At 48.7% G+C, this 14,854-nt stretch carries 13 protein-coding genes; 4 read left to right on the top strand and 9 right to left on the bottom strand.

Going from position 1 to position 14,854, the window contains the following annotated elements:
* Nucleotides 1-12 precede the first annotated feature (12 nt).
* Nucleotides 13-1,446 carry a TolC family protein gene (locus tag EHO61_RS16155; protein ID WP_425460360.1) on the top strand — a complete coding sequence of 478 codons (1,434 nt, stop codon included), beginning with the start codon at nucleotides 13-15 and terminating at the stop codon, nucleotides 1,444-1,446.
* Entirely contained in the window at nucleotides 1,443-2,621 is a 1,179-nt protein-coding gene (locus tag EHO61_RS16150; RefSeq protein ID WP_135814588.1) for an efflux RND transporter periplasmic adaptor subunit, read from the top strand. Before EHO61_RS16155 ends, EHO61_RS16150 begins: the two co-directional genes overlap by 4 nt.
* Nucleotides 2,622-2,658: 37 nt before the next feature.
* Here the strand turns inward: EHO61_RS16150 and modC are convergent, their stop codons facing one another.
* From modC to EHO61_RS16130, 4 genes are all read right to left on the bottom strand, one after another.
* The gene (gene modC, locus EHO61_RS16145; protein WP_135814587.1) at nucleotides 2,659-3,729 is read right to left on the bottom strand and encodes a molybdenum ABC transporter ATP-binding protein; all 1,071 of its coding nucleotides are present in this window, start codon (nucleotides 3,727-3,729) and stop codon (nucleotides 2,659-2,661) included.
* A gap of 1 nt (nucleotide 3,730) precedes the next feature.
* Nucleotides 3,731-4,387, bottom strand: a complete 657-nt coding sequence (gene modB, locus EHO61_RS16140; protein ID WP_135814586.1) for a molybdate ABC transporter permease subunit — start codon at nucleotides 4,385-4,387, stop codon at nucleotides 3,731-3,733.
* 67 nt (nucleotides 4,388-4,454) lie between these two features.
* The gene (modA, locus tag EHO61_RS16135) at nucleotides 4,455-5,225 is read right to left on the bottom strand and encodes a molybdate ABC transporter substrate-binding protein (protein ID WP_135814585.1); all 771 of its coding nucleotides are present in this window, start codon (nucleotides 5,223-5,225) and stop codon (nucleotides 4,455-4,457) included.
* A gap of 15 nt (nucleotides 5,226-5,240) precedes the next feature.
* Complete coding sequence (locus EHO61_RS16130) at nucleotides 5,241-7,073, bottom strand: alginate export family protein (protein ID WP_246032187.1); 1,833 nt, start codon at nucleotides 7,071-7,073, stop codon at nucleotides 5,241-5,243.
* 152 nt (nucleotides 7,074-7,225) lie between these two features.
* Here EHO61_RS16130 and EHO61_RS16125 point away from each other — a divergent pair, with 152 nt between their 5' ends.
* Complete coding sequence (locus EHO61_RS16125) at nucleotides 7,226-8,023, top strand: TOBE domain-containing protein (protein WP_135814583.1); 798 nt, start codon at nucleotides 7,226-7,228, stop codon at nucleotides 8,021-8,023.
* 12 nt (nucleotides 8,024-8,035) lie between these two features.
* Here the strand turns inward: EHO61_RS16125 and EHO61_RS16120 are convergent, their stop codons facing one another.
* Nucleotides 8,036-9,178: a hypothetical protein gene (locus tag EHO61_RS16120; RefSeq protein ID WP_246032186.1), complete on the bottom strand. Its 1,143-nt coding sequence runs from the start codon at nucleotides 9,176-9,178 to the stop codon at nucleotides 8,036-8,038.
* Between the two features lie 395 nt (nucleotides 9,179-9,573).
* Here EHO61_RS16120 and EHO61_RS16115 point away from each other — a divergent pair, with 395 nt between their 5' ends.
* Complete coding sequence (locus EHO61_RS16115) at nucleotides 9,574-10,737, top strand: acyl-CoA dehydrogenase family protein (RefSeq protein WP_135767823.1); 1,164 nt, start codon at nucleotides 9,574-9,576, stop codon at nucleotides 10,735-10,737.
* Nucleotides 10,738-10,808: 71 nt separating this feature from the next.
* Here the strand turns inward: EHO61_RS16115 and EHO61_RS16110 are convergent, their stop codons facing one another.
* From EHO61_RS16110 to EHO61_RS16095, 4 genes are all read right to left on the bottom strand, one after another.
* Nucleotides 10,809-11,351, bottom strand: coding sequence for a Crp/Fnr family transcriptional regulator (locus tag EHO61_RS16110; RefSeq protein WP_135814642.1), 543 nt, complete (start codon nucleotides 11,349-11,351; stop codon nucleotides 10,809-10,811).
* 138 nt (nucleotides 11,352-11,489) lie between these two features.
* Complete coding sequence (locus EHO61_RS16105; RefSeq protein ID WP_135814582.1) at nucleotides 11,490-12,407, bottom strand: alpha/beta fold hydrolase; 918 nt, start codon at nucleotides 12,405-12,407, stop codon at nucleotides 11,490-11,492.
* Nucleotides 12,408-12,544: 137 nt separating this feature from the next.
* The gene (locus EHO61_RS16100; protein WP_135814581.1) at nucleotides 12,545-13,534 is read right to left on the bottom strand and encodes a sigma-70 family RNA polymerase sigma factor; all 990 of its coding nucleotides are present in this window, start codon (nucleotides 13,532-13,534) and stop codon (nucleotides 12,545-12,547) included.
* A 3-nt stretch (nucleotides 13,535-13,537) separates the two neighbouring features.
* Nucleotides 13,538-14,734: an NAD(P)/FAD-dependent oxidoreductase gene (locus tag EHO61_RS16095; protein WP_135814580.1), complete on the bottom strand. Its 1,197-nt coding sequence runs from the start codon at nucleotides 14,732-14,734 to the stop codon at nucleotides 13,538-13,540.
* Between the last annotated feature and the right edge of the window lie 120 nt (nucleotides 14,735-14,854).

The following is a 14,854-nucleotide window of genomic DNA, read 5'->3' as shown; positions in this document are numbered from 1 at the left end:
GTCCATCGATCTTTGCAACAGAATGAGACGAGGTTTCGGTGTTCCGGAGAACGAGGAATCTCTTTTTCGATTCTCTTGGTCGTCTGCGGATTCCTTTTTTTCTCTTCTTCCGGCCGTCTTCTTTCGTCGGAAACGATTCCGTTCGAATCCTCCGGATCGGAGAAAGTTGAGAATTTTAGTCCGAGATACGTTCCTATTTCCGGGGCGGAACATACGGAAGTTCAGACCAGGCTGATCGACTGGGATATAGACCGCCTAACCGAATACGCCGTTTCCAACAATCCGCTGTATCTTTCCGAAAAGCAGAATGTGGGAATTTCCCGGGGGGCGGTGATCACGGCCTCTTTGTACCGAAATCCGATCTTCCAATTCCAGCAACAGTTCATCGGAGGAAATCCGAATACACAGGGAGGAAGTCCGGAAACCGCTCCCGCCCTCTACCAGGACCTAGACGTTTACGGAGTCGTGCCTTTGCGGACTCGGGTCGCCAAAAAATCCTTCGAAGCATCCATAGCGGATTTTAGGAATTTCGATCGAATGTTTCGGATGAGGCTCAGGCAGAATTATTGGGCTTTCGTCTTCTTGACCTTGCTCGTGGATACGAATAAGGAATTTTACGAGAATTACAGCGACCTTCTGGAGCTTACGAAATTTCGGGTCCAAAAAGGGGACATTTCTCCCTTGGAATACGAAAGGTTGGAGCTGGAAAGGATTCAGGTGGAGAGATTCTACAGAGATGCGATCGTTCGGAGGCAAGCGATCGAAAAGGATCTGAGGATTTTGAGCGGTCTTACGGAACGGGAAGGTATTTTCGCTTTTCAGGTGGAATCGATGAGGTTCCGCTCTCTAGAGGATTTGGGCTTGAGGCTCAAAGAAGCGACTTCTCCCGGCGATCGTCCGGATATCGTAGCTTTGGAGCAAAGGCTTCAGGAAAAGAAAATGAATATAGAACTCCAAAGAAAAGAGGCGTTAGGATGGCTTCAGGTCGGCGGAGAATGGCGGATGAAGGGTAGCGAGAATTACGGAGGAGTATTTGCCATGATTCCGATTCCGTTGAACGATAGAGGACAGGGAAAAATCTACGCCGCCAAGGAGGAATACAAGAAATTCGAATTGGCTTTGGACGCGAAAAAAAGGGAAGTGGACGCCGAAATCGAGGCGGCCAAAAAGGAATTGTTGGCTCGGGAAGAACTGCTTACCAAATACGAAAGGATTAATCTATTACAAAAAAATAAACAATTAGAGGAGAAATCCAGGATCGCGTACGTGCGCGGCGCCTCCGATCAGGTCACTTTTCTCCAAGCCGAAAAAAACTACCTTTTCATTTTACGCGAATATTACGATCTTCTATATCTTTACTTCAATGCCGTGGAGGCTTTTCGGGCCGCGACGGGAAAAAACTCCGATTACCCATCCAAAACCCAGTCAAAAGGAGACGAAAGATGACGGCGATTTTGCAGAGATACAAAATGATCGTTTTTCTGATCGTGTTGGTTTCGGGAGCGGCTTACGGTTACAGGCATTTCTATAAGAAAAAACCGGAAAAGAATCTCGCGCAGGAATCCAAAAGTTTCTTTAAAGTCTCGGATGAAATCCTAAAGAGACACCCCGTGACTTTCGTGAGTTTAAAAGAAGTTTCCCGGTTCGAGGAACTCGCCTTGCCCGGAAGGATCACGTACGATCCCGAGAGCATGGCTCGGGTCGGATCCACCGTGGAGGCGAAAATCAAGAAAGTTTTGGTGCGGGAAGGAGATCGCGTAAGCCAAGGTTCTCCGTTAGCGATACTTTCTTCCGTGCAACTCGGAGAAGTGGAGGCGGCATACGTTAAGGCCAGAGCTTCCCTAGAGGCTTTGAAATTGCAGGCCGATCGTGCCAAGGAACTTTTCGAAATGAAGGTCACTGCCGCTAAGGAATACGAACTTGCGACTATGCAGTACAAAACGGCGAAGACCGAGGCGGAGACGACCCGGATCAAACTGGAAAATTACGGACTAACTCCTTCGGAGATCGAGGGAATAGAAAGGGGAGTTTACGTTTCCTCCAACCTGGTGTTACGGAGTCCGATCAACGGAGAAGTCACGGAACGAAAAGCGATCATCGGACAACAGACTTCCAGGAACGAGGAGTTGTTTACCATCGCGAACCTGAACAATCTCTGGGTTCTTTTGGACGTATACGAAAAGGATTTGGGCGGTGTAAACGAGGGGGCCCAAGCGACGATCTATCCGTTCGGAACGGAAGAAAGCACGAAGATCCAAGGGCGGGTGGCTTACGTGGGTGCCGTATTAGATAGCGTTAAACGAACAGCAAAAATCAGGATCATGGTTTCGAATCGAGGCGGAAAACTGAAACCCGGGCAAACGGTTACGGCAAAAGTGGCCGGTTTGGTTGTGAGTACGGGTGACGGAAAAAGAAGAATGCTGCCTCTGGAAGCCGTCCACGAAATCGAAGGTCGTTCCGTGGTCTTTGTCCATCATGACGACGGTAGGTTCGAAGCGGTCAATGTGGTGGTCGGGGACATCATCGAGGATGATATCATCATCTTGAGCGGCGTATCGGAAGGGGCTCAGGTCGCCTCCAAAGGATCCTTCGTGCTCAAAAGCGAATATTTGAGGTATTAGGGATTCGGAAGCGAACGGAAGGAATTCGATCAGGCCGTCATTTAATCGCTACCGACTTTATCTGGATCCAGACTTCTTTTCCCCGAGTTAGAGCGAGTAAGGAAGAGGCGCGTTTCGTTAAACGGGATAGAAAAAAGGTTTCTCCTACTTTTACACGAACGAGTAACAATCCCGGATGCTCGTCTTCTGCAATTCCGTCCACTTTTGCGAATAAGGCATTTTGAATGCTCGTTTGGTCCGGCCGATCGACGGTCAGGCTGACGTCTTTTGCGAGAACCACGATCCTGGTTTTGGATCCGATCGGAATCCCGCGATCCAAGGTCCAGATGACTCCGTCCGAAAAATCCAATCTAGCCATAGACCATTCCTCTTCGATCGCGGCTACGACGGCGTCTAAAACGATTCCGCAATTTTCGCCGAGATTTACGGGAGGATTCAGACCGGACAGGGTGGACGCGATCGGGCCGTTCGCGACAACCGTTCCTCCGTCCAGGATTAAAAGGTGGTCCGAAAGTCTCGTGATCTCGTCGTGGGAATGGCTGACATACAGGACCGGAATTCGGGATTCCAAATGAAGACGTTCCAAATAAGGAAGGATTTCTTTTTTGCGGGCAGGATCTAAAGACGCCAACGGTTCGTCCAACAAGAGGAGACTGGGATTGAGAGCGAGGGATCTCGCGATCGCCACCCTCTGTCTTTCTCCTCCCGAGAGATGGTCCGTTCTCCGATGCAGCAACGGTTCGATATCCAAGGATTCGATCGCTCTTTGTAGATGAGATTCTTTGTCGACGGATCGGCTCCGTTCTACTCCATACGTGAGATTTTCCCGTACGCTTAAGTGCCGGAATAGATTCGCTTCCTGGAATACGTAGCCGATCGATCTTTTGAACGCGGGCAATCGATTTTTTTCATCCTGCCATACGCTTCCGTTTACGACGACGGACCCTTCCGAGTTTTTCTCCAATCCTGCGATACACCGGAGTAAAGTCGTCTTTCCGGAGCCGGACGGTCCGAAGATTCCCGTCACTCCTTTTCCCGGTAATTCGAATTTCACGTCCAAAGAAAAAGAGGGTCGTTTTAAACGCAGATTTACGCTTATTCCTGGCATATTATGTTTTTTTGATTCGATTCGTTCGGACGTAGAGCGCCAATAGTACCAAAAACGAGAAGATGAGCATGCAAGCGGCCAAACGATGGGCCTGCGGATATTCGAACGCTTCCACGTGATCATAAAGCTGTACGGAAGCGACGCGAGTGACTCCGGGAAGGTTCCCTCCTATCATGAGCACCACTCCGAATTCCCCCACGGTATGCGCAAAGGTAAGTACGGATGCCGCGGCAAAACCGGAAAAGGAGAGGGGAACTACCACGCTAAAAAACGCATCCAGGGGCGAAGCTCCTAGAGTAGCTGCGGCTTCCAACGGTTTCTCTCCTATTGCTTCGAACGAGGTTTGTAACGGTTGGACCATGAACGGAAAAGAATAGAAGACGGAGGCTAGAACCAATCCCCAAAAAGTGAAGGGCAAATGGCCTATGCCGAGAAAACGTGTCAATTCTCCGATCGGCCCGCTCGGACCGAAAAGAAGCAGAAGATAAAATCCGAGTACGGTCGGAGGAAGGACCAACGGAAGGGAGATAAGGGCACCTAACGGTCCTTTCCATTTCGATTTCGTGTTGGCCAACCACCAAGCGATCGGCGTTCCTATCAATAATAGCAGGACCGTCACCAACCCCGAGAGTCGGATCGTCAGCCAAATCGCCTGCATATCTTCTTCCGAAAGAATAACGGTGCTCCTCCTGCCCGAAATATTTTACAAATCCGGAATGTACGACCTATTTAGCCGGATTATCTTCCGGGAGTACGAAACCGTATCTCCTCATAATCGTCCGAGAGGATTTTGCACGGATATGTTCGACGAATTTTTTTGCCAAAGGGAGATCGGCGGCACGTTTGGTCACGATAAAGCCTTGTTCCAAAGGTTCGTGGAGATTTTCGGGAATCAACCAATAGCCGCCTTTCTTTGCCAACTCAGGGCTGAGTGCCAAGGAAAGCGCTATGATGCCGATCTCCGCATTTCCCGTCTCTACGAATTGAGCGGTCTGCGCTATGTTTTCTCCCAAAACCAATTTTTCCTGTATCTTTTCCCAAAGACCGGAAGCTTTCAACGCTTCTTCAGCTCTCTTGCCATACGGAGCGTGTTTCGGATTCGCAATCGCGATGCGTTTAATTTTCGGGTCGGTCAAAACGGATAAGGTCGCCTTTGTCGCATCCAGACTTGCGCTCCAGAGTACGATTCTTCCCAATGCGTAAGGAACGACTTCCCCAGAAGCAAAACCTTCCTTTACGAGTTCCCGGGGAAAAGCGATATCCGCGGAAAAATATAGGTCGAAAGGTGCGCCCTGGCGGATCTGCGTCTGAAATTTTCCGGACGAGCCGTACACCACGTCCACTTCCTCTCCCGGATTCGCTTTTTTGAAGGAGACTAGGATTTCGTCCATGGCGAATTTCAGATCGGACGCGGCCGCGACTGTGATCTTTTCCGCGTATAAGGAAACGGAAAATAGAAGGAGGAAAGATATAAGGAATTGTTTGATTCGCTTCATAATTGGACTCCCTTGTTAGATTGCGAAAACCGATTGTAAAAAGAAATACGTAGAATTGGGCTGGTTCGTATATTGCAGCGCCGGATTCGGATTGGAAAGATTCACTTTCGCATTCGTAATCGCGTCTCCCGCGTGGAGGAAGGCCATGCCCGCCCAGATCGAAAGATTTTCGTACGGAGTGACTTGGTAGATCAGATCTATTTCGGACGCGATCTTTTTGCCCAAATGTTGCGCGGAAGCGTTGTTCGCGTTCTGATTCGTTGCGTCCTCCGTACTTCCCGCGACGTAGCCGTTATTGTTGTAATATCCGTCCTGTAATTTCGCTTTATAATATAAATGTGATACGAAAGTGAATATCCCCCATTTTCCGGAATCGTATTTTATGTTTACGGAATAGTCCTTTACGTTTTGCCAATATACCACGCCGGAAATATTGGCCCCAGACCACGGGATGGCGCCGCCCGCGGCTCTTCTCGCTCCGAACAGAGGATTCCAAGTGGAAACCGAAGAGTCGTTTCTGTTGGGATCCCCGGAAGCATAAACGTATTGGACTCCCACTCTAAGAGGAGTCACGGGAGAATACCCGGTCTGAAGCGCGAGAAAGTGGGCATCGTATTTTTGATTTTCGTTCTGTATCGCTTGTCCGTTGATAACGATGTTGGTGGTTCCGGGGGATTGCAACCACGAAGTACCTACTCTTTGTCCGGTGGATCCTCCCTGCCACGCGGCTTCGACGGTCCAGTCCCATTTGTATCCGTCGGGAAGGGTATTGTTTTGGGTCCGGTTCGTGAATCGGAATCCGTAGGTATTCAGTTGATCGCTTTGTCTCGTTCGAAGTTCCGAATCGTAGACCGGAGCGGTCGGGCTTACTACGGCTCTTTTTAAGAGGGTAAAATCGTAAAAGTCACAGCCGATCCAATTCGCCAATTTGATCCAATAATTGGCGCCGGTAAAATACGCGTCTCCGACGGAATTATTGGCGGCTCCGTTTGCGGTAACGAGTCCGCTTGCGTTATTCTGAGAACTTAGGACGGTTCCGAAGACGTCGAGATTATGATCTCCTTTTTTTACGGTTAAACGAAGTCCGTCGAAAGCGTTCCCGATTTGATTGAAGTTTCTGGCTCCTACGATCCGACCGTCTCCGAATTCCAGGATCTGCCTTCCGATCCTTAGTTTCAACGCTTCGTCCAACATTCGAATCTCCAAAAACGCCTCTCGGAAGGACGTGGGGTTGGAGACAGGGACGGTCTTTTGCGTGGATGTGTTGTAAACCGTGCCGGCATTTCCGGAAAGTCCGAAACGTGAATCGTTTGTTCCGGCCGGAGTTTGGCTTCCTCCCCACTGGCGTACGTCTTCCACGGTCAATTTAAAAAGAAGGTGTTTGTTGAGGTCTCCGATCAGGTAGGCTTGGGTCTGGTTCGTAAACACATTCTTATTGTCCGGTGTCGTCTTATCGAAATCCGGATTGAAAGAGGATTCGTATCTGGGTCTTAGTACGAATCCCGTTCTGTATTTATCCTGAAACCAAAGTTCCTTGCTGCTTCTTACCGCTTTGTTTTGCTCCGGAGTCAATTGCAGGGAGCGCAGGTATTCCGCCGAAAGTTTTCCTACTAACGGACTTTTGTAAGGTTCTTGAACCGTTTCTTTGACGGGAGCGGGCGAAGGAGGAGCCGCATCGGTAGTAGTGTTAGCCGTAGGAGGAGGAACGGATCCGGAAGCCGGGGAATCGGGAGTGACGGAATTTCCTCCCGGCTGAGAAGTCGCGTTTTCCGCATGGATTAAATTCCCCGTAAAAAGGGAAGTTGTGATAACAAAATAAATTAAACGAATTCCAATTTTCTGAAACAAGTTTCGGATATTGCACATTTGAGTCTCTTTTTCGCTGAGGTCGCAGCCGCTATATTTTTAATTATATAACGATAAGTAAACTTTTTTTTGAAAATCCTTTTTGCCGGTTTTACGGGGCAGGTTTCTTTTAGCATTTCCGAAGGTAAGAACGTATGAAGGACAAGATTCGTTTGGACGGAGCCCTTTCGCTCAAGAACGATAAGGCCAATTTTTTAGGCAAAGATAAGATCGAATTGCTTAAGGCGGTGCAAGCCTACGGCTCCATTTCCCGAGCCGCTCGGGCGGTCGGAATCAGCTATAAAACGGCCTGGGATTCGATCGATTTGATGAATAATCTATACAAAGAGATTTTGGTGGAAAAGGTCGTCGGAGGAACGCACGGCGGAGGGGCCAGGCTCACGCCTAAAGCCATAGAAACTCTGGAATTATTCGATATCGTCGAGGAGGAACACAAAAAATTTCTGGATCGGCTAAGTAAGCGGATGAATCATCCTACCGAACTGTTAAATTTTTTGAGACGGATCGCCGTGAGGACCAGCGCTAGAAATCAGTTTTATGGAAAAGTAAAGGGTATTCTTCGGGGAGCCGTCAATTCGGAAGTGACCCTTTCGTTGAAAGGGAATCAGGAAATTATCGCTACGATTACGAACCAAAGCGTGCGAAATCTGGGCTTAAAAACGGGAATACCGGCCTACGCTTTGATCAAGGCCTCGTTCATTTTACTTTCCGCCGACCGGAATCTTTCGATCAGCGCCGAAAATCGTCTGGAAGGGACGGTACTCTCCATAGCGGAAGGAAGCATTAACGACGAAATATCCATAGAATTGTCGGGAGGGAACGTGATGATTTCCATACTGACTAGCCAGGCCCGTAAAAATTTACGATTGGAAGTCGGGAAGGAAGTTTACGCTTTCTTCAGCGCCTCCTCGGTGATACTTGCCGTAGAATGAATCCTTCAAGCGTCAATGGCAGATGCAAAATACCGTTCTCGGTATATCGCACGTAGCTCCACTGGGAGACCCTTCTCCGTTGATCGCATCGTCGATCCATGCAGAAGAAGTTATATCGGGAAATCCGATCCTTCCCGATACCGCACCGGAATTCGAAGTGGCATTGGTACAACTGTCGACCGAAACGAATTGTCCCGTAAAATCCGAAAAGCTCCACCACCCGCTTCCGCTGCTGTATTCCGGAATTGCATTTCGGACCGTGTTTTGGATTGTGCCACTCGTTAGTTGAACTTTATCCGAAGCCAGGATCATTCCTTGGCTTCCCAATATGATCACTCCCGCATTCACCGTTTTTACAATGTTCCAGATGGTGTCCGCAGGACTAAGGGAGATAAACGCATTCACTACGGAGCAACTGTTTTTCCAGGGATAAGAGGTAGCGCTGATCGCGGACATTCGATTTGCGCAGAGGGTATCCGCGTTCGCTCTCGTGCCGATATTTCCCTGAGTATTGCTGACGGAATCGAAGATATAGACCGCGGGCATCATCGTGGACGGCTGAGACGCGTATATGCTCTGATTCCCCGCCTGGTCGGTGAGGACTACGTTGAAGTAATACGTCGCATTCGCGAAGAGTTGGTTGACTGCGATTCCCGAAAGGCCGGCTTGGGCGGTGGAGAAGGGAGTACCGTTTGCCAAAGTATTTGTCAACGTCGTAAGATTATTGCTTAAAGAATAATATACTTGGTAGGTCAGATTCACTTGAGAAGTTACGTTATCCGTACCCGCCGTCCAGCTTAGAGTCACCTGCGCTTTGGTGGAAGCCGAGTAAGTTCCGGAAGGACTTGCGGAAATGATTCCGGATCCGCCCGGAACCGGAGGAGTCGTATCCAATACGGGGGCAGCCGTGGCTCCTCCGGCGGAAGCAACGGGGTTTTTTTGATTCGCAACGCCTAGGAGTCCGCCGATTAGCGCCGTAACGTCCGGACTGCTATCTTCGACCGGAAAGACCAAGGGTTTGAAAATCGGATTCAAGAAACAATTTTCTACGAATATAAAACAGAGCGCAAAGACCAGCCAAGAATACAGGCTCGGTCTCTCGGAGGCATCGGATAAAGTAGAAGGGGAATCGATTTGTCTTTTCGTCTTAATCATTGATTCGCTTAACAGAGCGCTAAACGGCTCTTTTTTCGGATCGTTGTAGGGATTCCGAAGACACAGTCCAGTACTTCCGTAAAAAACCTAAATAGCAAGAATTAAAGACGATAACCGGAAAGATTTCGGTTACGAATCCTTAAAGGAAAAAGTCGACTCTTTTAGATTCCATTCATGTATGTTCAGATTTTAACCTTCTTACGGAAATGAATAAGAACAGAACGAACGTTCTGTATAAAAAACTTGTTTAGAAAGGCCAAATTCTACAAAAATTCGGGTTTTCTTGGAATTCTGTCCCATTCGGGACGATTTGCTCGGCATTTCGGGAAGGTTTTTGTTGATCTAATCCCTAGTCCTCAAAAACTAGGAGCAGAAACCTCTTAAGAAGGGAACCAATGTACCAGGAACTGACTGAGCAACAGATCGAAATTCGGGATACGATCCGCAATTTCGTAAAAAAAGAGATCACCCACGAAGTAGCGATCCACTGGGACGAAGAGAATAAGCACCCCGAAGAACTGATCAATCGAATGAGAAAGGAATTGGGCGTAAACGGCCTAACTATCCCCGAAGAATACGGCGGCTGGGGATTGGGTTCCATTGAACAATGCCTTGTGACCGAAGAGCTTTCCAGAGGATGCCTCGGGATCAGCCTTTGTTTCGGATACACCGGTTTGGGAATTCTTCCGATCATGAAAGGTGCAAGTCATGAACAAAAGAAAAAATGGCTTCAACCGGTAGTCGACGGAGAATACGGAGTTTCCTTCTGTCTTTCCGAGCCTGGAGCAGGTTCCGACGTTCCGGGAATGAGCACTACCGCCGTTAAGAAAGGCGACAAATGGGTCATCAACGGAACCAAACAATGGATCACCGGCGGTGGTAGCGCGGGAGCATATACGGTATTCGCTTATACCGATAAGGGACGCGGAACCCGCGGAGTTTCCTGCTTCTACGTAAAACGCGACACTCCGGGTTTGATCGTAGGTAAAAAAGAAGATAAGCTTGGAATCCGTGCTTCCGATACCCGTCAGATCATCTTCGAAGACTGTGCGGTGGAAGAAGCGAACATGATCGGGAAGGAAAACCTCGGATTCATCTACGCTCTCCAAACTCTGAACGCATCCCGTCCATACGTGGCTGCTATGGGAGTGGGTGTGGCGCAGGCGGCATTGGATCACGCGTCCAAGTATGCTCGCCAAAGGGAGCAATTCGGATCCAAGATCTCCAGCTTCCAGGCGGTGCAGCACATGCTCGCCGACATGTCCATCGGAGTCGAGACCGCTCGCCAGATCTGTTATCTGTCCGCCCGCATGTCCGATGCGGAAGATCCTCGTCTTCCGAAGTATTCCGCGATCGCAAAAGCGTACTGTTCCGAAACCGCAATGAAAGCCGCTACCGACGCGGTTCAGATTTACGGCGGTTACGGATACACGAAGGAATATCCTGTGGAGAAGTTGATGAGGGACGCAAAAATCCTTTGTATCTTCGAAGGAACGACCCAAATTCAGAAGAATGAGATCGCCGCTTACGTGATTCGCGAAGCTGCATCCGCTAAGTAATTCGCTAAACATTTAGCGGCAATTGCTGAGTTACGAGAGACGCCGGGAGTTTTTCTTCCGGCGTTTTCTTTTTAACTTCCCGCCTTGGAAAGTTTCGATCTGATTCTACTCAGGCTTACGGGTGTGATCCCGAGATAAGAGGCGATATGGTATTGAGGAATCGATTCCTCGATTTTCGGATAGGCCTTTTTTAGGGATTCGTATCTTTGCTCCGCGGAAAGAGCCAGAAGCTCGTATTCGCGTTTCGCTTTCTTTATAAATAGAAATTCCGCCGTCTTTCTTCCCAATCTTTCCCAAGCGGGATGCTCTTCGTATAAAGCGGTAAAGTCTGCAAAGTTCGCAACTCCTAACAGGCAATCGGATAAGGCGCGAATATTGCAAGTGGACGGGTGTTCCGATAGGAGGTCGAAATAGGAACCCGTAAATTCCCCGGGAAAACAGAAACTTTTAATGTACTCGTCGCCTTGGTCGGTAAGATAATATTCGCGGAGCTGTCCCGAAAAAACGAAGGCGAATTCGGTGGGAACCTTTCCTTGTTTTACGAAAAAATCGCCGTATTCGAGTTTTCGAAAAGAATAGAGTCCTTCGGCACGATTCCAGATTTCTCTAGGCATCCCGGAGACTTTGTATATGGTTTGAAAAATTCGGTCCCATTCGGGACTTTCCTGTCGGATCTGTTCTGGTTCCAAGATCGGATGTCTCTCCTTTAAGAGTCATCCGATCCCGCTTTTTGCAATCCTAAAACGGATCCATTATCGTACGGAATCCAAGAAAGGTACCAAAGCTTTCAGGAAGGCTTCGGGATCTTCCGCAAAAGGTACGTGACCCGTTTTCAGGAATACGATTTGCGAATTCTTGATTTCCCTGTGCAGGGTTTTTCCGAGGCTCGGTTCTAGTACCGGATCCTGCATTCCCCATACGATCAGAGTCGGTTGGCGGACATCTTTGACTTTCTCTCTGAGGTCGTGTTTCGGATCCAAAAAACTCTTCCAGATCGCGGCGTTCACTTCCTTTGCTCCTTCCTGTTCCCCTTTTTTCCGGATTTGCTCCAGGATCAGGTTCGTATATTCGTTTCGGATTTTCAGATAATATTTAGGAAACGCGGTCCAAGAAAGTTTCGTGAACCATACGCTCCCTTTCAGGCTGGAAAACGTACGTGTCGCGAAATCGGGTGCGTTCATCCCTCCCGTATCCACAAGGACCAGACCTTTTACCAGTTCCGGTTTTTCCAAAGCCATTTTTAAGGACGCAAATCCTCCGACGGAGTTTCCTAAAAAAACGGCTCCTTCAGGCGCAAGTTTGGGAGCGATTTCCTGCAGCACTTCCGCGATCGATACCGCGGAAGCCGAGGATGGGGGTGACGGATTTTCGGATTCTCCATGACCGGGCCAGTCCAAACGAATCACGCGAAATTTGGAGGTCAGGGTCGGAAGGATGGCTTCGAAGTCCCTATGGTCGTGGCCCGCCGAATGCAGTAGAAATACCGTTTTTCCCTTCCCTTGGATCCAGTAAGCCACCTTGCCGAATTTAGATTCGAAATATCCGCTCGGCTTCTCCCCGTCTACGATCAGAGAATTGGCTCGATTTTCGACCACCGTTTCGTTGACTCCGCAAGACACGCTGAATATCGTAAATCCGATCATATATAAAATTATCAACCTTAGTTTCATTACTATATTAGAAAACTATGAATGATTAAAAGTCAATAATCCCGGACGCAAAAGCGGTCGAAAGAGGATTATCCTATGTTAACTAGGAATTTTTCCGAACGATCGAATCTTTGCAGGTTTAGGGCGCAGTTGAAGGATTACCAGAAAACCCAGCGAACCAATTTTACCACGGGAGTCATCCATTTTTGGAATCCCGAAGTTTGAGGATTCGGGAATAATAGGAAAGATTCGATCGGAACCAAAGCGCCTTCCCGTATCAGTTTGTTTTTGTCGGAAAACGAGGAAAGTTTATCCGGGTTCAAGACGATATAGATTCTCCAGATGCCTTCCGGTTCTATGATGAAATTCTGGAAATATACCGGTCGTTCTCCGGAATATCCGATCAGAGATTCCGCACCGTTTACGTAGGAAAAATAGAAGCGAAGTTTTTTTCTGAGACGGTTTTTCCGTACACGATGCAGGAACGTAGCGACTCTATCCTTTCCGACGATCGGAATTCTTGCCGCATTCACCTTGCCCCCGCCGTCGGACCAAATCACGATTTCTTCCCGGAAAAAAGGGATTAAATGGCTCGGATCCCCTTTGGTCGTCGCGAGCAGAAAATTCCGAAGATGAGTCCTTCGCATTTCCGCATCGGCGAGGTACCGTCTTCGATCCGACTTCAGCGCCGTCTTGGCGCGCTTTAGGATCTGACGGCAGTTTTCCGGACTTTTGCCCACCGCTTCCGCGATAATAGGATAGCCCAATGAAAACGATTCACGCAGTAAAAAGACGGCCCTCTCGATCGGATTCAATTTTTCTAATAGATGCAGGAAGGCCAGATCTAAAGTATCCTCATCCGCTCCAAGGAATTCCTCCTGCGGAGTCGGCGACATGGGTTCGGGCAACCAAGGACCGATATAGGTTTCGCGTTTTCTTTTAGATTTTCTCAGGTTATCCAGAGATAATCGTGTCGCGATCGTGGAAAGGAAGGCCTTGGGGGAGCGGACCTTTTCGGCGGAAGATCTTTCCCATCTGAGAAAGGTCTCCTGCACGATGTCCTCCGCGTCGACCACGCTACCGGTCATTCTATACGCTATCCCGAATAGCAGCTTCTTGTGTTCCAGAAATTGCCCGAGTTTGTCCATTGCCTATTTTCCTGCGGCCACGATCGCTTTTTTGACGCGAGATTCGTCGTTTCGATCCAATTTAGGACCTGGCGGCCAATTGTAAAAATCGAAATATTTTTCGGCTTTAAAAGAAAAGACGGTGAATTTGCAGATCAGTTCCTTGACCATCGCTCCGACCCGTCCTTTCCAGAAAGATTGTTTCGGAGTATCATCCGGATTTAGATGCTGTATCAGGCCGTATTTTCTGCCTAAGCTTACGCAGCGAATCACGTATCCGAGGGAGAAAGGCCTGGATCCGATTTCGCTTTTTGTTCCCAATAAAAACGAGATACGTTCGGCCATGTACACGCCCATTGGAAGAGCGGTCGCACAGGACATTCTCAAATGCGAATGTCCCTCTCCCAGGATTCGAATTCCGTCCCCGGCCCCAAGAGCGTTCCATTCTTCGGGAATCTGCAAGGTCTGCGAGACGAACACCTGGTCGAGTTCGTTCGTTTTCCAACCGGATTCCTTTCCGACGGGAGAAGCGGAGAGTCCGGCGGAGAGTAGGCAGATATCGTGGGAAATCTTTTCTCCGGTTTCCGTGAGGATTCCGTCGCGTAAAAAGGAAATCGCTTTCCGGTTTTCGAATATAGTGACTCCCAATTTGTGTAGGGTTTTTCGCATGTACATCGCCGCTTCCGAGTCGAAATTTCCGCCGATCGATCCGGAGTCCAGAAGGGTGATCATCGCTTTCGGAAAACGTTCCGCTAACTCGGAAGCGGTTTCGATTCCGGTCAGTCCTGCTCCGAGCACGGTGATTCTTCGATCCGGATTTTCGTACAGTTCTTGTCGAATCCGCTTGCAATCCTTCTCTTCCGCGACCGAATAGTACGTCTCCGGAAATTCCTCGCTCGTTTTCGCTCGCATCCCCAATGTATATCCTAAAAAATCATAAGGATATTCCTCTCCGTTCGTCAAACGGACTCTTCGTTTTTCCTTGAGGATTCTTTCCACGAATCCGATTTTTAATTCCACCTCTTTTCTGAGCAGGGATCGTACGGAATAAAATTTCGAATTCGTTCCCGCGATTTCCTGGTGGTTTCGGATCTTTTCGATGAACGTTTCGTTTCCCGTGATCAATAGGATCCGTATCGGCAATTTTTTTCTGGCTAGTCGATTCGCCGCCACAATTCCCGCGTATCCTCCGCCGACGATAATTACGGATTTAGATTCCATTTTTTCCCCCTGTTTCTTAAGGAGAGACTCCGGGAATCCGTTTCTGTGACACGGTCCAAGACAGTTCCTATTCGCATAATAGCGGCGTTTAGAGCGACTCTAAATAGGAGATTGACAAAG

Source organism: Leptospira fluminis (assembly GCF_004771275.1).
In the GTDB taxonomy this organism is placed as follows: domain Bacteria; phylum Spirochaetota; class Leptospiria; order Leptospirales; family Leptospiraceae; genus Leptospira_B; species Leptospira_B fluminis.
Note: the sequence above shows the minus strand (reverse complement) of the source record. Positions and strands in the feature narration are given on the sequence as shown.